This is a genomic window from Mycetocola sp. CAN_C7 (assembly GCF_015752285.1).
GTDB lineage: Bacteria > Actinomycetota > Actinomycetes > Actinomycetales > Microbacteriaceae > Mycetocola_A.
The window spans coordinates 320,614-335,530 of the sequence record NZ_JADOUY010000001.1; the positions used below are offsets into that span (position 1 = coordinate 320,614).

The window sequence follows — 14,917 nt, forward strand, 5'->3', positions numbered from 1 at the left end:
TGCGGTGCAAAGATTTGACACACCGCGACACCGTGGGGTTAACTCATCGACATGACTGATAACGCCCCTTCCCTGAGCTCCGTCGAGCCTCGTGGAACTGCCCGCCTGATGATGGCCGGCAGCGCAGTCATGTGTTGTCGAATGTGTCGCTAACCGCGTAACCCGTCGCCACGCTCGCTGACAGATCTCGTCACGCTCGCGTCCCGGATGCCACACCTCGCATCCGCTCCGGCCGCCGCACAGGCCACATTCCGAACCGCCGTCCACACGGCATCCGTCGTACCCGCTCACGGGACCGCGGTTCGACGCAACGTTCTTCTCCACAAAGGATTCCCCTCATGTCTCTCGTACACGCCACCTCATTCGCACCGTCCACAACTGCTCCCGTCGAGGCATCCGCTCCGTCGGCGGCTCCCCGCCTCCGTGCCGTCCCTGAGGGCACCGAAGCACGCGGCTTCGTTCTCTACGTCGGAATCGACGACGCCAAGGCCGCCGCCGCAGGCACCAACCTCGGTGCGATCGTGCAGGCCCTCAAGGCCCTCACAGCAGAACTCGCTCCGACGTCTGAAACCTACGCCGCCGTCGCCCTTGCCCCCGAGGGCGCAGGAGGACGGGACGTCGACGTCGTGCGCCTCGCACTTCAGGACCCGTCAGCACTTGCCAGGCACCGTCAGGCCGAGGAAGACGAAGAGCTCGACCGCGCTCACTCCGGCGTCGTCATCGACATCTCACGCAAGCGCCTCGTACTCGACAACGAGCCGGTCGGACTCACATACAAGGAGTTCGAGCTGCTCCAGTACCTCGTGCTCCGCGAGGGCCGGACGATCGAGCGCGCCGAGCTCATCGCCTCCCTCTGGAAGGGCGGAGACGAAGACGAGGTTCCGAACGAACGCACCATCGACGTGCACGTTCGTCGTCTGCGTGCCAAGCTCGCCCGCTACGAAGACATCGTGCGCACCGTGCGCGGCGTCGGGTACCGGTTCGACCGCCACGCAGACGTATCGATCCGCCACTCATCGACGCCGTCGCCCGACCTGTTCTAGAACCAGGGAGCTCCCCACGCTCGGCGTCGGAGCTGCGAATCCCGTGACGCTCGGCGTCGGAGCTGCGAATCCCGTGACGCTCGACAGGCGCAAACGATCAGCGGGCACGCTCAACAGGCGAAAACCACATCTTTCTGCGGTGACTGCCTGGCGAACGCCACCCGTCGTCGCTACCTCTTCGGCAGGCGATCTGCCAGGTACGGGGCTGTCCTGCTCTCGGGATGCTCCGCGACGGTCGACGGAACGCCGGCGACGACGATGCGACCGCCGGCCTCTCCGCCGGACGGGCCCATGTCGATGACCCAGTCCGCGTCGGCGGCGACATCCATGTCGTGCTCGACGAGCACGACGGTATTGCCCGCATCGACGAGACGGTTGAGCTGCGTCATCAGCAGCCGCACATCGGCGGGGTGCAGCCCGGTCGTCGGTTCGTCGAGCACGTACAGCGTGTGTCCGCGCCTGGCGCGCTGCAGTTCGGTGGCGAGCTTGATGCGCTGGGCTTCCCCTCCCGACAGTTCCGTTGCCGGCTGACCCAGTCGCAGGTAGCCCAGGCCGACATCGCGCAGGGTCGCGAGGCTTCGCGCCGCAGCCGGGACCCCGGCCAGGAAGCCGGCCGCCTCGTCGACGGTCATCCGCAGCACGTCGGCCACGTGCTTGCTGTGATAGAGGATCTCGAGCGTGTCTGCGTTGTACCGTGAACCGCCGCAGGTCGGGCACGGCGAATAGCTGCCGGGAAGAAAAAGGAGCTCGACCTCGACGAACCCTTCACCGAGACAGGTCTCGCAGCGACCACCGGCGACGTTGAACGAGAACCGGCCGGCGTCATAGCCGCGCGCGACGGCATCCGGTGTGGCTGCGAATGTCGCCCTGACGGCGTCGAAGAGCCCGGTGTACGTGGCGAGGTTCGACCGTGGGGTGCGGCCGATGGGGCGCTGATCGACCCGCACGAGCCGGTCGATCGCGTCGAGCCCGGTCACGGCATCGAGAGCGGTGACGGCGGCCGGCTCGGCGTCGAGGTCATCAGGAACGTCGGTGGGCTCGTCGACCGGCGCGGCCCTCCCGCCCCTCTTGCGCAGGCCGTCGCGCACGGCATCGGCAAGCACGCGGCTGACGAGGGTGGACTTGCCCGAACCGGAGACCCCGGTGACGACGGTCAGCACGCCGAGCGGAACCTCGACATCGAGGTCGACGAGGTTGTGCCGGGTGATTCCGCACAGCCCCAGGGTGCCCTCAGGCCTCCGCCGAGCCGGTCGAGGAACAACGGATGTCGCGTCGCGGTGGAGGAACTCCCGGGTGAGGGATGCCTCGATGTCGGCGAGTCCGGCGACCGGGCCGCTGTAGAGAACCGAGCCACCGCCTGTGCCCGCGCCCGGGCCGACGTCGACGAGCCAGTCCGCCCGGCGGACGACATCCATGTTGTGCTCGACGACGAAGACCGAGTTGCCTGATTCCTTGAGTTTTTCGAGGACGACCATGAGCGGTTCGGCGTCGGCGGGGTGCAGGCCGGCGGAGGGCTCGTCGAGCACGTAGACGACACCGAACAGGCCGGAGCGCAGCTGTGTCGCGATCCGAAGTCGCTGCATTTCACCCGGCGACAGCGTCGGGGTTCTGCGGCCAAGACCGAGGTAGCCGAGGCCCAGGCTGTCGAGCACTTCGATGCGGCCGAGCAGATCGATCGCGATCGCGACGGCGACCTCGGTGGTCTCCCCTGACGAGGCGTCTGAGGTGGCGGCATCCGCGGTGCTCAACAGCGTCGTCGGCCGGAGCACCTCGGCCAGCTGCGACAGCGGGAGAGCATTGAGGTCGGCGATCGTGGACCCGGCGAAGGTGACCGAGAGCGCGGCCCGGGTGAGCCCGCTTCCTCCGCAGAGGTCGCACGGGCCGGTCTCGACGAACCGCGCAGCGCGAGCGCGCTGCGACTCGCTCTTCGAGTCGGCGAGCGTGTGCATGATGTGGCTTTTGGCGCTCCAGAATCGGCCCTTGTACGGCTTCGCCACCCGGTCCCGCTGCGGGATGATCTCGACAACCGGCTGCTCGTCGCTGAACAGCAGGAAGTCCCGGTCGCCGCGCGGCAGGTCCTGCCACGGTGACTCGATGTCATAACCGAGGTTGACGACGACATCGCGCAGGTTCTTGCCCTGCCACGCGCCGGGCCACGCGGTGATCGCACCGTCGCGAATGCTCAGCGTCGGATCATGAACGGCGGATGCCTCGGTCACGGTGTGCGCGATGCCCAGTCCGTGACAACGCGGGCACGCACCGGTGGCGGTGTTCGGTGAGAATGAATCGGACTCGAGACGCGCCATTCCCGACGGGTAGGAGCCGGCCCGCGAGAACAGCATCCGCATCGAATTGGAGAGCGTCGTCAGCGTGCCGACCGTCGAACGGGAGCTCGGGGCTCCGCGGCGTTGCTGCAGCGCGACTGCGGGGGGAAGCCCGGTGATCGCATCGACGTGCGGCGTGTGTCCCTGCGCGATCAGACGGCGCGCGTACGGGGCGACGGACTCGAGAAAACGGCGCTGGGCTTCGGCGAAGATCGTGCCGAACGCGAGCGACGATTTGCCCGAGCCGGAGACACCGGTGAAGGCGACGATGCTGCCGCGCGGAACGTCGACGTCGACGTCCTTCAGGTTGTTCTCGCGGGCACCGCGCACCCGAACGAATCCGTTGTCGTCCGCGTCGGGGAGATCGAGGGCGGAGTTCTGCAGCAGGGTCGACACTGGCTCAACACTAGGTGTCGCGTCTGAGCGTTGCGGGGGCATTGACATCCGCACTTCGAGTCGCGCGGCACACCGGTTCGCGCACGACGACAACCGCCGGACCGTTCGGACAGGCGCGCGGTAGCATCGCAGACCAGCGCGCCGGATCTCCGGCGATCACGGAAGGACTGAACCCATGCGGGCAGAGCAGCTCACCGATCCGGTCGCCTACCATGCTGAGGGTCCCGTCTGGTCGCCGGGCTGGGGTGGCCTGCGCTGGGTCGACATGCTGGCCGGTGACATCCTGTCGCTGACGGAGTCCGGCACGATCAACCGCCGCCACGTCGGCGCGATCGCGGCGGCTGTCCGCCCTCGCGAGGGCGGCGGAGCGGTGATCGCCGTCGAGCGCGGCCTCGCCATCGAAGGCGCCGACGGAACCGTCACGGCCCTCGACGAGATCTGGGCCGACCCCGGCATCCGGATGAATGAGGGCGGATGCGATCCCGACGGACGGTTCTATGCCGGCTCGATGGCCTACGACCAGCGGCCGGGAGCAGCCAGTGTGTACCGGCTCGACTCCGATCTGTCCGTGCGGCCGGTACTCGACGGAGCCACCGTGTCGAACGGTATCGACTGGAGCCCGGACGGATCGCTCGCCTATTACAACGACACCGCGACCCACAGCATCCAGCTCTTCGACTATGACGCAGCAGGCGGATTGACCGGTCGGCGCCACTTCGTCACGATGGCGGACGACGACAACCCCGACGGGCTCACGGTCGACGCCGAGGGCGGGGTCTGGGTCGCGATGAACGGCTCGGGAGAGGTGAGGCGGTACCGAGACGACGGCCGACTCGATGAGGTCATCGAGGTCGGTGCCCGCCAGGTCACGGCGTGCACGCTCGGCGGGGCAGCGCTCGACGAATTGTTCATCACCACGTCGAGGGAGAACCTCAACCCGGGTGATGACCCGCTCGCCGGCTCGCTCTTCCATGTGAAGGTCGGAGTGACCGGGATGCCGGTGCGCGAGTTCGCAGGCTGAACCGCTCCTCGACCGCTGGTCAGGTCCTCGCCGATGTCCATCCCCTGAGGTGGCGTTGCTCGAACCCGTCGAGGAGCAGGTCGAGGGCGAATTCGAACTCGAACTGGTCGTCGCAGCCATGACCAACGACGGAGCCCTCGTCATGCTGCGTGGCCGTAGCGATGGTCACGACATGGGGATAGCGCTCCACCATGTGGGCGATCGTGGCGGCTTGGGCTTCAATACCCGGTACTGTCTCGTCCTCAGGGCCTGCAGATCCGTCGAAGAGCTCCTGGGTGAATCCCCACATCCGTCCCCCGAGAGTGTGCATGGCGTGATGGGCGAGGTCAGGGGTGATGCCGCCGGTGAGAAAGATCTCGGCGATCGAATCCTGGTACTCGAGCACCGCCGGCGTGGGGTTTCGTCGCGATTCGATGGCCTGCCTCGCCCAGGGGTGGCGCTGGAGGGCGCTTCGCGCTGAGAGAACCCGTAACCGCAGCGCACTTTTCCAGTCGATGTCCTGAACGGGATCATCGATCTCCCGGATGATCTGCTCGACCATCCCGTCGAGCAGATCCTCCTTGTCTCCGACGTGCTTATAGAGCGCCATCGGAACGACGGCCAACTCCTGGGCGAGGCGGCGCATGCTCAGCGCATCGATGCCGATCTGGTCGGCGAGGGCGACGGCGGCATCGAGCACGCGATCCCGGTTCAATCGAACTCGCCGAGTGGCATCCGCCTGCTGACTCATCCACTTCTTTCCGCCGGGTTCGGCTCCACTCCTTGACAAGTGTACAAAGTACACTCTACGGTCTCAACCAAGGTGTACAACGTACACTTCTCTCGATTAAGGAACAGCCATGAAGACATCCACTCGCCCACCAGCGTCGCGCCGGGTTGCCTCGTTCCGAGGAAACTCGGTGGCCGCAGGAGCGCTCTATCTGCTCACATTCGCGTCCATCCCGACCGTCGTTCTCTACAACCAGGTGAAGAGCGATCCGGGCTTCATCGCAGGCGGCGGGGCGGAAACGCCCGTCATCGTCGGGGGTGTTCTCGAGGTCATCGTCGCCCTCGCGTGCATCGGTACGGCGGTAGCGCTGTTTCCGGTCGTCAAGCGTCAGAACGAGGGTCTCGCCCTCGGATTCGTCGGCATGCGGATCCTCGAGGCGGCCGCCATCTTCGCCGGCGTTGTAGCGCTCATGTCCATCGTCACGATTCGACAGGTCGGCACCGGTGAGGATGCCGGCCTCATCGGTGACGCGCTTCTGGCCCAGAACACGTGGACGACGCTTCTCGGTCAGGGGATGATTCCCGCGATCAACGCTCTGCTTCTCGGCCCGCTGATGTATCGCTCGCGCCTCATTCCTCGCGTTCTGCCCGTGTTCGGATTCATCGGGGCGCCATTTCTCCTCGTCGGGGCGGTCGGCGTGCTTTTCGGACTCTGGGGGCCGGCATCCCCCGTCTCCGCGATTGGCGCGCTGGGGTTGACGGTGTGGGAGTTCGGGATGGGTGCCTACCTGCTCACCAGGGGCTTTCGGCGCGATGCGATCGCGAGGCTCGTCTCACCGCACGCCCGTGCCGAGCTGACGGCAGGAGCAGAGCGATGAGAGCGGCCGTCTATCGCCGATTCGGAGGGCCAGATGTCGTCCGTATCGTCGACCTCCAGAAGCCCACTCCCCGCCGCGATGAAATACTCGTCAGAGTCACAGCCAGCACGGTCAGCGCCGCTGACAGCCGGTCCCGAGCCAAGCGCGTTCCCCGCGGGCTGAGCGTGCTGAGTTCGTTGACGCTCGGCTTCTTCAGGCCCAGACGCCGCGTGCTCGGGATGGACATCGCCGGGATCGTCGAATCCGTGGGTTCGGATGTGACGACGTTCTCGCCAGGAGACGAAGTCGTCGCATGGCTCGGGAGCCACTTCGGCGGGCATGCCGAATATGCGCTCGTGACAGCCGATGCCGCCATAACGACAAAGCCCGCCGGATTGACTTTCGAGGAGGCCGCAGCCCTCGTCTTCGGCGGGATCACCGCGACGGCCTTTCTGCGGCAGGCCGATCTTGAGACCGGCACAACGGTGCTCGTGAATGGCGCGTCGGGTGCCGTGGGAACAGCCGTCGTGCAGCTTGCCAGCCGCGCGGGCGCGCGGGTGACTGCTGTCTGCAGCGGCGCGAACGCAGAGCTGGTGAGCTCCTGCGGCGCCGAGCGCGTCATCGACTACACACGCACCCGGTTCGCAGACGAGGCAACCACGTACGACGTCATCGTCGACTGTGTCGGCAACGTTCCGTTCGACGAACTGGAGAAGCGCCTCTCCGCCGGGGGAACACTCCTCTCCGTCGTCACCGATCTCCACGATCTCATCGCCGCGCGCCGTCGGCGCCGACGCACAGGGAAACGCATGGTGACCGGTGTCACTGTCACGAGTAGCGACCTCGCCTCGGTTATGGAACATGCTGCCTCCGGGCGCATCACACCCTCCTTCGACCGGATCGTCGACCTGGCCGACATCGCTGACGCGCACCGTTATGTCGACACCGGAAGAAAGAAGGGCGCCGTCGTCGTGAGAATCGGCGGTTCCACACCGGATTCGACCGCTCGTCGGACAACTCCCAGAAAAATAACGTTTCGATAACTAGACGCTGTTACCTTTCCGTTATATATTCAGAGAGCGGAAGTTGTTTTGCTGTGGCAGCTCCCGCGGAATGTGATTGCAGGACACTCTTGGTGCAAGGGGAAGGCCGGTCGTAAGCCTCTACGACCGGCCTTCAATCCGTTAACGGGCGACATCGACCGGGCGGATACCCTGAGAGCATGAGCGCAGCCGACCCGGATCCGACCGTCCCTCCGACGGAGCATCCACGCCTGTTCTCATCCCGTGTCGTCCTCGGCATCGCGTGTTTCGGTCTCGGCCTGCTCATCCTGGCCACCGGCATCCTGCTCGCGCTGTCATTCGTGCTCACATCGAATCCGCTGTCGATCGTCTTCGGCATCCTCATCGCCGTCCTCGGCGCCGCCCTCAACGTGACCGGCCTCGTGCTGCTCTACCGCGGGGCGATCGCCCCGAAACAGGGGCTGAACGCGACGGGCGAAAGCCCTAGGCTTGACGGTCAGGGAGGCTCGAATGACGGATCGTGATCTGGCTGTGTCCGCCTGGGAGTCGCTGTTCCGGGCACAGGTCGGCGTCATTCGCGCGCTCGCATCCGAGTTCCCCACACGCACGATGTCACTCAACGAGTACGACGTGCTCTTCAACCTGTCTCTGCAGCCCGAGCGCCGCGCCCGCCTGCGCGACATCAACGAGCTCGTGCTGCTGAGCCAGCCCAGCGTGAGCCGCCTCGTCGACCGGTTGGTCGCGCGTGGATACGTGTCGAAGCATCCTGACCCGACCGACAAGCGCGGCACGATCGTGGCCATCACGGATGCCGGTTTCGAACAGTACCGCGAGGTCGCCCGGTTGCACATGCAGACGATCACTCAGCTGATGGGGTCGGCGCTCACGGACGCCGAACTCGTGCAACTCGCCGGCCTCACCGCCAAGCTGCGGTGCCCGGAGCCCGAAGAGGCCTGACCGCATGAGTCGCAGGTCAGGAGATCGCGCGGGCCACCACGCCCCAATGGCGATGTCCGATTTCCGCTAGCGACGCGGCATCCGCTGTGACAGTCTGAAGCAATGGACTTCACCGAACGGTACCGCGTCATCCAGGCGAAGGACCCCCGATTCGACGGGCAGTTCATCTCGGCGGTGCGCACGACCGGTATCTACTGCCGCCCGTCGTGCCCGGCACGCACACCCAGGGCCGAGAACGTCACCTTCTACGCCACGAGCGCAGCCGCCCACGAAGCCGGCTACCGAGCCTGCAAGCGCTGCCTCCCCGAGGCGGTTCCCGGCACTCCGGCGTGGAACCTCCGCAACGACCTCGCCTCCCGCGCCATGCGCCTCATCGGCGATGGGATCATCGAGCGTGAGGGTGTCCCCGGCCTGGCCGGCCGGCTCGGCTACTCGTCACGTCACCTCACCCGCGTACTGCACTCCGAGCTCGGCGCAGGGCCGCTCGCCCTCTCTCGCGCTCACCGGGCGCAGACCGCCCGCACGCTGCTCACAGCCACGGATCTGCCCGTCGCCGATGTCGCCTTCGCGGCCGGTTTCGCCAGCATTCGTCAGTTCAATGACACCATCTCGGAGGTCTTCGAGTTGACGCCCGGCGAGATCCGCGCGAAGCGGGCTCCGCACTCCGCGACCCCGGGCACCCTGTCGCTGACGCTGCCGTTCCGAGCGCCGTTCGACGCTGCGGGCGTCTTCGCCTGGCTCGCCCCACGCGCCGTGACCGGCGTCGAGCTCGCCACGCCGACCTCGTATGCCCGCGCCCTGCAACTGCCTGGCGGTCCTGGCCGGTTCGAGGTCAGCTTCGACGGCACCTCGCTGCGACTCGATGCCCGCCTCACTCAACTTGGCGACCTGCCCACACTCGTCGCACGGGTGCGCCGGCTGTTCGACCTCGACGCCGACCCGATCGCCGTGGACAGCGCCCTGAGCACCGACCCTGCGCTCGCACCACGGGTGGCGGCGATTCCCGGCATCCGTCTTCCTGGTGCTGTCGACGCGGAGGAGATGCTGTTTCGCGCGATCATCGGCCAGCAGATCACGGTCGCTGCGGCCCGCACTCAGCTCAACCGGCTGGCGGACGCCTGCAGCACAGACCTCGCACCGGTCGACGAACCCGACACGATCACCCGACTTTTTCCGACCGCCGCCCAGATCGCCGCAGACGGGCGTTCGGCACTCGTCGGCCCCCGCGCCAAGATCGAGACAGTCATGCGCATCGCGGATGCGCTGGCCTCCGGAGCTCTCACCCTCGGCCTCGGAGACGACCCTGTCGAGCAGCACACCAGGCTGACCGCCTTCGCCGGAATCGGCGACTGGACCGCAGGCTACGTCGGCATGCGGGTCCTCGGAAACCCCGACATTTTTCTGTCGGGCGACGTCGCCGTACGATCCGGCGCTCGGGCCCTCGGGCTGCCAGGCGACGCCCGCCCCCTCGCCGCATACGCTGCCCACCATTCACCCTGGCGGTCGTACCTCTGCCTGCACCTCTGGCGCGCCGCCGGACTACCGGCTCCGATTCCTGCCCCGCTTCCCGTCCCGATCCGCACGGAGATCTCATGAGCACCCCACTTCACACCGAACCAGCCACCCACGAGACCGTCGAGACCCCCGACGGACCGTTCACGGTGGTGGCGCGCGCCGACGGTGCTGTGCTCGCGTCAGGCTGGATGGCATCCGTCGACGCTCTCGTCTCCCGCATCGCCCCCGAACTCCGCCCAGCATCGCTCGTCGACGGTCACCTCGCCGCGACGGATGCCGTCACCGCCTACTACGCCGGAGACGTCGCGGCGATCGATGACGTCGTCGTCGCTCAGCGTGGAGGCGAATTCCGGATGCGCGGGTGGGCGCAGCTGCGTCGCATCCGCCCCGGACACCCGCAGACGTACACGGAGTTCGCTGCGGCCATCGGCAATCCGCGTGCAGTGCGTGCTGCGGCGAGCGCCTGCGCCACCAACGCGCCCGCCCTCTTCGTGCCGTGCCATCGGGTGCTCCGCACCGATGGTTCGCTCGGCGGATTCGCCTGGGGGCTCGACGTCAAACGCTCGCTGCTCGCGCGCGAGGCTGCCGCCGCCAGCTGAGCGGATGCGCGGCACCGCCTGCGCACGCCTCGCAGCCCCAGGCGGGAACTCCAAATTCAGGAGATCTGGTGCGACACGCCGTATGGTCGCGCTCTCAGTACGGCGCGTCGCCAGAATCTCCTGAATTTGCGGTCTCAGGAAGCAGAATCTCCTGAATTTGGAGCATGGCCGGGGCAAGGGACCCGAAGCTGAAGGCGGCGCTCAGCGGCTCAGCTCTCCTGGCGCAGCTTCTTCGCCTCGAGCACAGACTTCGCCTCAGCCTCGATGGCTTTGTCGATCATCGCGGTGCTGCGCAGCGGCAGCTGGATGGCGTACTCAGCCTTGATGCCCGCGTGAAGTTCACGCACGCGCTCGACCTCCGAGTCGACCTCGGCTCCGTAGAGCAGCGCCATGTTGCTGATGTAGAGCCAGAGCAGGAACACGATGATGCCACCGAGGGTGCCGTAGGTCGCGTCGTAGTTGCCGAAGTTCGAGACATAGAAGAAGAACCCGAGGGTGGCCGCCGCCCACACCAGAATCGCCGTGACCGACCCGATGGTGAGCCACCGGAACTTGTGCTGCTTCACATTGGGCGTGGCGTAGTAGAGCATCGCCAGAATGAGCATGGCGAGCACGGCGAGCACTGGCCACTTCGCGATGTTCCAGACGAGCAGCGCGGTGTCGCCCAGGCCGATGAACCCGCCGATCGCTTCGGCGATATCTCCGCTGATGACCAGGATCAGCGCCATCGCTGTCAGCACCACCAGCGAAACGATGGTGACCAGCAGGATCACGGGCTGCAGCTTGAGGAACGTGCGCCCCTCTTCAACTGCGTAGATGCGGTTCATCCCACGAGAGAATGCACGAACGTAACCGGATGCCGAGAAGATCGCGCCAACGAGACCGACGACGAAACCCAGACCGGCCGCAGGCGTCGCCGTAAGGTCGGTGATCGGCCCCTCGATCGTCTTCATCGTGTCCTCCGGCGCTATCGAACCGAAAATCGACAACAACTGATCGGTGACGTTGGAGCCCTGGTTCACCAGCGACAACAGCGACACGATCGCGAGGATTGCGGGGAAGATCGCGAGCACGGCGAAGTAGGTCAGAGCAGCGGCGATGTCGCCGACCTGATCTTTTCCGAACTGCTGCAGAGCGCGCCGGAAGATCGGAGGCAAGGAACCGAGCGTCAGCTTGACCGGCGTGCGGACGACAGCGTCGGATGCCGCTTCTCGCGCCAGCTCCGAATCCGACGGCGCCGCGGCGAGAGCCGTGTCGTCGTCGTCGCGTGCCCGCTCGTCGCGCTCGTCGTCGTTACTCCGAGCCATGGTCGCCCCTCGTGATCGCAAGCACGGCTGCAACGATGATGCCGACGAAGGCAGCGGACACCGCGACCACCATGCCGGCGGACACCCGACGGCGGACCTCGGCGATCGTCGACGCGAGGTCCTCCCGGAGCTCCTCGAGATTGAGGATCCGTACCTGCTCGCCCATGCTGCTGTCGCGGTCGCGACGGTCGGTGGGGAGCGTCATCGTGATGTCATTCTCATCAGCCATGCCACTCACCATATTCCCCGCGCGCGGTTCCGACAGGGGGCTTGCCCACCGGCGGCAGAACTGGCAGCAATACGCAACCCCGCGGCGCAATCCCGCCGATCTCCGTAAGGTGAATCCGTGCCTCGCATTTCCGTGATCATCCCCGTCTACAACGACGCCGACCTTCTCGAGACCTGCCTTACCGCTCTCGCGAATCAGACGCGTCTCGCAGACGAGATCGTCGTCGTCGACAATGCGAGCACGGATGCTTCGGCGCTGGTCGCACGGTCGGCCGGCGCGCGCGTCGTGTTCGAACCGCAGCGCGGCATCCCGGCGGCGACGAGTGCCGGCTTCGATGCGGCGACCGGGGAGATCTTCGCCCGGATCGACGCGGACTCGATACCTGCCGAGGACTGGCTGGAGAACCTCGAGTCCGTGTTTCTCGACCGCCCGGAGATTTCAGCAGCGACCGGCCCGGCCGAATTCTATGGTGGGAGCGCGTTCGATCGCTGGTTCGGTCGCTCCTGCTACCTGCCGAGCTACTTCTGGTCGATGGAGCGTCTGCTCGGGCATCCGCCCCTCTTCGGATCGAATTGCGCCATCCGGGCTGACGCGTGGCAAGTGCTCCGGCAGACCGCTCACCGCGGCAGGGCCGACGTGCACGACGACCTCGACCTGAGCTTTCAGTTCCGCCCAGGCATGACGGTGCATTTCGCCCCTGACCTCAGCGTCGCCATCTCTGCCAGACCGTTCGCGGACTGGAGCAGCTTCGCGCGCCGGGTGTCGTGGGGTGTCGGCACCGTCGCGGTGAACACCCTCGCCGAATCCCCGTGGCGGAGGCGGGCGGCCCGACGTGCGGCCGCCCCGCGCCAGCTCACTCCGGTTTCGGGTATCCGTCGCCCTTGAGCGCCGTTGCCAGGTGCACGGCGTTCGCCGCGGCGCCCGAGAGGGCGGATGCCGTGACCTCGGGAGTGCTGTCGAGGTCCTGGTAGTCGGTGGTGTGCATGGCTTCGCCGTTCCAGTAGGACACGCCCTGTGCCGGGATCGTGTACCCGTAGTCGTTCAGGGCCTGGAACAGGTCGGCACTGATCTTGTGCGCACCGTCTTCATTGCCGACGACGGCGACGAGGGCAACCTTGTCGTAGAGAATCGGCCGACCAGCGGCATCCGTCTCCGAGAGCTCGGCGTCGAGCCGCTCGACCACTCGAGACGCAATGCTCGACATGTGTCCTGCCCAGGTCGGCGTGCTGATGAGGAGGATATCTGCGGCGAGAATTTTCGCCCGGATCGCGGGCCATGCGTCGCCGTCACCCATGTCGGTCTGCACCCCGGGCTTCACGTCGTGGTCGACGACCCTCACCTTGTCGACACTCACTCCGTGACCGGCCAGCGCCTCGAGGAACTGGTCGGCGAGCAGGTCGCTGCTCGACGGTTCCGGCGACGGGGTCAGGGTGCAGACAAGGGCGAACGCGGACAGTGGTGAAGTAGTCATCAGGCCAGTGAAACGAGGTCGGGATGCCTCCGTCAAGGCCTTGCATTCACGGTCACCCGGTCGCAGCTTGACGGTCGGAGAGCCTCCCGGCAGACTGGGCCATCCGACCAGAGGAGAAGTCATGAGCGACCCGCTCGACCACAACGAGAACGCCCCGGACGGCGCACTGCTCGGACCGGGCAGCACAGCGACCGGAGGCGGAACGAGCGAGGAAACCGTCGAAGAGGAACGTGACTCAGACACGCACGTTCCGGCGCTCGATCCCGAATCATCCGACTCGACGCAGCTCGCCGACGACCGGTTCAGGCACCCGGATCTTTAGCCGGGGCGAGTGATCCCGTGCTCTGATCTTGTCAAGGCCTTGAGCCCCGGTCGAGCTGTTGCCTAGCCTGTATGACGTTAGGCCGCGGATTCTCGCGGATCGCCAACCACAGAAAGCGAGGAACTATATGGGACTCGGAGATAAGATCGGCAACGCCGCTCAAGAAGCTGCTGGAAAGGCCAAAGAAGGCTTTGGCGACGCTACTGACAACGACCGCCTCAAGGCGGAAGGTCAGGGCGACCAGTCCAAGGCCAACCTCAAGCAGGCCGGCGAAAACGTAAAGGATGCATTCACCGACAAGTGAAGCTCCTAGCCATTGTGGCCCGGCTCCGCTGCCTTTGCGGAGACCGGGCCACTTTCTCGTTAATGGCTGGGCGTGTTGCCGGGCCCGAACCTGAAAGCCCCCTGAACAGGGCACATCCATCCAATCCACCGTGCGAGTGCTTCCGAATGTCTCGTTGCGGCCCGGGAAATTTCTGAGGCCGGAACACAACGAGAAAGAGGAGTTCATCACTATGAACAAGATCACCACTCGCATGGGAACCATCGGCGCTTTCGGCGCTGCAGCAGCACTCGCCACCGTCGCTATCGCGGCACCGGCACAGGCATCCGAGCTCGACTACACCGAGACGAGCACGAGCAGTGCGGACAGCTTCCAGGGCACCATCGATGGCCTGACGGACATCCTCAACGGCACCCTCGCCGGCAACACCGGCAACGGGGTGCTCGGCAACGACGTCTCCCTCGTCGAAGGCGGAGTCGTGAACGGCCCGATCGTCGACGTGCCCGTCGACAACGTGGGCAGCGGCAACAGCGTCGGTAACGGCAACGACGTCCCTGTCGGCAGTGGCAACGACGTGCCGGTGGGAAGTGGCAATGACACCTCGGTTGAGGCTCCGGTAGAGGTACCGGTCGAAGCTCCAGTCGAAGCCCCGGTCGACGCACCGGTCGGCAACGGAACCGAGACAGACTCCAGCGTCGGCGGCGGCTCGGTCGATGGAATCGACGCAGAGGTCGACAACCTGGTCGACGACGTTCTCGGTGGCCTGGGTCTCGGACTCGGCGACTAAGTAGCGGCACGAGTCGGATTCAGCGACTCATCAGTCGAGCGAATGCTCGTCAGGCACCCGTGCCTGGCGAGCATTC

General features: G+C 66.2%; 17 protein-coding genes. 12 read left to right on the forward strand and 5 right to left on the reverse strand.

What is annotated here, in order from left to right; translation table 11 throughout:
• Nucleotides 1-338 precede the first annotated feature (338 nt).
• Nucleotides 339-1,043, forward strand: a complete 705-nt coding sequence (locus IWX78_RS01435) for a winged helix-turn-helix domain-containing protein (protein ID WP_196831607.1) — start codon at nucleotides 339-341, stop codon at nucleotides 1,041-1,043.
• A gap of 170 nt (nucleotides 1,044-1,213) precedes the next feature.
• On the opposite strand, the gene IWX78_RS01440 is transcribed toward IWX78_RS01435, so the two are convergent.
• Complete coding sequence (locus tag IWX78_RS01440; RefSeq protein WP_196832083.1) at nucleotides 1,214-3,805, reverse strand: excinuclease ABC subunit UvrA; 2,592 nt, start codon at nucleotides 3,803-3,805, stop codon at nucleotides 1,214-1,216.
• 133 nt (nucleotides 3,806-3,938) lie between these two features.
• On the opposite strand from IWX78_RS01440, the gene IWX78_RS01445 reads away from it, so the two are divergent.
• The gene (locus tag IWX78_RS01445; protein WP_196831608.1) at nucleotides 3,939-4,784 is read left to right on the forward strand and encodes an SMP-30/gluconolactonase/LRE family protein; all 846 of its coding nucleotides are present in this window, start codon (nucleotides 3,939-3,941) and stop codon (nucleotides 4,782-4,784) included.
• 19 nt (nucleotides 4,785-4,803) lie between these two features.
• Here the strand turns inward: IWX78_RS01445 and IWX78_RS01450 are convergent, their stop codons facing one another.
• Nucleotides 4,804-5,553 carry a TetR/AcrR family transcriptional regulator gene (locus IWX78_RS01450; protein ID WP_334684491.1) on the reverse strand — a complete coding sequence of 250 codons (750 nt, stop codon included), beginning with the start codon at nucleotides 5,551-5,553 and terminating at the stop codon, nucleotides 4,804-4,806.
• A 70-nt stretch (nucleotides 5,554-5,623) separates the two neighbouring features.
• Here IWX78_RS01450 and IWX78_RS01455 point away from each other — a divergent pair, with 70 nt between their 5' ends.
• The 6 genes from IWX78_RS01455 (at nucleotide 5,624) to IWX78_RS01480 (ending at nucleotide 10,442) form a co-directional block, all read left to right on the forward strand.
• Nucleotides 5,624-6,370 (forward strand): DUF4386 domain-containing protein, encoded by a 747-nt coding sequence (locus tag IWX78_RS01455; RefSeq protein WP_196831609.1) that lies wholly within the window; start codon nucleotides 5,624-5,626, stop codon nucleotides 6,368-6,370.
• Nucleotides 6,367-7,392 (forward strand): NAD(P)-dependent alcohol dehydrogenase, encoded by a 1,026-nt coding sequence (locus tag IWX78_RS01460; protein ID WP_196831610.1) that lies wholly within the window; start codon nucleotides 6,367-6,369, stop codon nucleotides 7,390-7,392. Before IWX78_RS01455 ends, IWX78_RS01460 begins: the two co-directional genes overlap by 4 nt.
• Nucleotides 7,393-7,571: 179 nt before the next feature.
• The gene (locus IWX78_RS01465) at nucleotides 7,572-7,895 is read left to right on the forward strand and encodes a hypothetical protein (RefSeq protein WP_196831611.1); all 324 of its coding nucleotides are present in this window, start codon (nucleotides 7,572-7,574) and stop codon (nucleotides 7,893-7,895) included.
• A complete protein-coding gene (locus tag IWX78_RS01470; protein ID WP_196831612.1) occupies nucleotides 7,882-8,328 on the forward strand; it encodes a MarR family winged helix-turn-helix transcriptional regulator in 447 nt (148 codons plus the stop codon). Before IWX78_RS01465 ends, IWX78_RS01470 begins: the two co-directional genes overlap by 14 nt.
• 102 nt (nucleotides 8,329-8,430) lie before the next feature.
• Complete coding sequence (locus IWX78_RS01475) at nucleotides 8,431-9,924, forward strand: AlkA N-terminal domain-containing protein (RefSeq protein ID WP_196831613.1); 1,494 nt, start codon at nucleotides 8,431-8,433, stop codon at nucleotides 9,922-9,924.
• Nucleotides 9,921-10,442 (forward strand): methylated-DNA--[protein]-cysteine S-methyltransferase, encoded by a 522-nt coding sequence (locus IWX78_RS01480; RefSeq protein WP_196831614.1) that lies wholly within the window; start codon nucleotides 9,921-9,923, stop codon nucleotides 10,440-10,442. Before IWX78_RS01475 ends, IWX78_RS01480 begins: the two co-directional genes overlap by 4 nt.
• Before the next feature lie 209 nt (nucleotides 10,443-10,651).
• Here the strand turns inward: IWX78_RS01480 and IWX78_RS01485 are convergent, their stop codons facing one another.
• Together IWX78_RS01485 and IWX78_RS01490 are read right to left on the reverse strand one after the other, a co-directional pair.
• Entirely contained in the window at nucleotides 10,652-11,749 is a 1,098-nt protein-coding gene (locus tag IWX78_RS01485; protein WP_196831615.1) for a YihY/virulence factor BrkB family protein, read from the reverse strand.
• Nucleotides 11,736-11,978 (reverse strand): hypothetical protein, encoded by a 243-nt coding sequence (locus IWX78_RS01490; RefSeq protein WP_196831616.1) that lies wholly within the window; start codon nucleotides 11,976-11,978, stop codon nucleotides 11,736-11,738. Before IWX78_RS01490 ends, IWX78_RS01485 begins: the two co-directional genes overlap by 14 nt.
• Before the next feature lie 117 nt (nucleotides 11,979-12,095).
• Between IWX78_RS01490 and IWX78_RS01495 the strand changes: the two genes are divergently transcribed.
• Nucleotides 12,096-12,863, forward strand: coding sequence for a glycosyltransferase family 2 protein (locus IWX78_RS01495; RefSeq protein WP_196831617.1), 768 nt, complete (start codon nucleotides 12,096-12,098; stop codon nucleotides 12,861-12,863).
• Here IWX78_RS01495 and IWX78_RS01500 read toward each other — a convergent pair.
• The gene (locus IWX78_RS01500; RefSeq protein WP_196831618.1) at nucleotides 12,832-13,449 is read right to left on the reverse strand and encodes a flavodoxin family protein; all 618 of its coding nucleotides are present in this window, start codon (nucleotides 13,447-13,449) and stop codon (nucleotides 12,832-12,834) included. The genes IWX78_RS01495 and IWX78_RS01500 overlap by 32 nt on opposite strands.
• Nucleotides 13,450-13,570: 121 nt before the next feature.
• Between IWX78_RS01500 and IWX78_RS01505 the strand changes: the two genes are divergently transcribed.
• From IWX78_RS01505 to IWX78_RS01515, 3 genes are all read left to right on the forward strand, one after another.
• Nucleotides 13,571-13,771, forward strand: coding sequence for a hypothetical protein (locus tag IWX78_RS01505; RefSeq protein ID WP_196831619.1), 201 nt, complete (start codon nucleotides 13,571-13,573; stop codon nucleotides 13,769-13,771).
• A 127-nt stretch (nucleotides 13,772-13,898) separates the two neighbouring features.
• Nucleotides 13,899-14,075 (forward strand): CsbD family protein, encoded by a 177-nt coding sequence (locus IWX78_RS01510; RefSeq protein WP_196831620.1) that lies wholly within the window; start codon nucleotides 13,899-13,901, stop codon nucleotides 14,073-14,075.
• Nucleotides 14,076-14,286: 211 nt separating this feature from the next.
• Nucleotides 14,287-14,841 carry a hypothetical protein gene (locus IWX78_RS01515; RefSeq protein ID WP_196831621.1) on the forward strand — a complete coding sequence of 185 codons (555 nt, stop codon included), beginning with the start codon at nucleotides 14,287-14,289 and terminating at the stop codon, nucleotides 14,839-14,841.
• The last annotated feature ends 76 nt before the right edge of the window (nucleotides 14,842-14,917 follow it).

Coding starts and splice junctions, on each gene's coding strand:
- IWX78_RS01485 (WP_196831615.1), bottom strand. CDS start 11,749: ATGGCTCGGAGTAACGACGACGAGCGCGACGAGCGGGCACGCGACGAC.
- IWX78_RS01515 (WP_196831621.1), top strand. CDS start 14,287: ATGAACAAGATCACCACTCGCATGGGAACCATCGGCGCTTTCGGCGCT.
- IWX78_RS01435 (WP_196831607.1), top strand. CDS start 339: ATGTCTCTCGTACACGCCACCTCATTCGCACCGTCCACAACTGCTCCC.
- IWX78_RS01440 (WP_196832083.1), bottom strand. CDS start 3,805: ATGCCCCCGCAACGCTCAGACGCGACACCTAGTGTTGAGCCAGTGTCG.
- IWX78_RS01510 (WP_196831620.1), top strand. CDS start 13,899: ATGGGACTCGGAGATAAGATCGGCAACGCCGCTCAAGAAGCTGCTGGA.
- IWX78_RS01455 (WP_196831609.1), top strand. CDS start 5,624: ATGAAGACATCCACTCGCCCACCAGCGTCGCGCCGGGTTGCCTCGTTC.
- IWX78_RS01500 (WP_196831618.1), bottom strand. CDS start 13,449: ATGACTACTTCACCACTGTCCGCGTTCGCCCTTGTCTGCACCCTGACC.
- IWX78_RS01475 (WP_196831613.1), top strand. CDS start 8,431: ATGGACTTCACCGAACGGTACCGCGTCATCCAGGCGAAGGACCCCCGA.
- IWX78_RS01465 (WP_196831611.1), top strand. CDS start 7,572: ATGAGCGCAGCCGACCCGGATCCGACCGTCCCTCCGACGGAGCATCCA.
- IWX78_RS01490 (WP_196831616.1), bottom strand. CDS start 11,978: ATGGCTGATGAGAATGACATCACGATGACGCTCCCCACCGACCGTCGC.
- IWX78_RS01445 (WP_196831608.1), top strand. CDS start 3,939: ATGCGGGCAGAGCAGCTCACCGATCCGGTCGCCTACCATGCTGAGGGT.
- IWX78_RS01470 (WP_196831612.1), top strand. CDS start 7,882: ATGACGGATCGTGATCTGGCTGTGTCCGCCTGGGAGTCGCTGTTCCGG.
- IWX78_RS01460 (WP_196831610.1), top strand. CDS start 6,367: ATGAGAGCGGCCGTCTATCGCCGATTCGGAGGGCCAGATGTCGTCCGT.
- IWX78_RS01505 (WP_196831619.1), top strand. CDS start 13,571: ATGAGCGACCCGCTCGACCACAACGAGAACGCCCCGGACGGCGCACTG.
- IWX78_RS01480 (WP_196831614.1), top strand. CDS start 9,921: ATGAGCACCCCACTTCACACCGAACCAGCCACCCACGAGACCGTCGAG.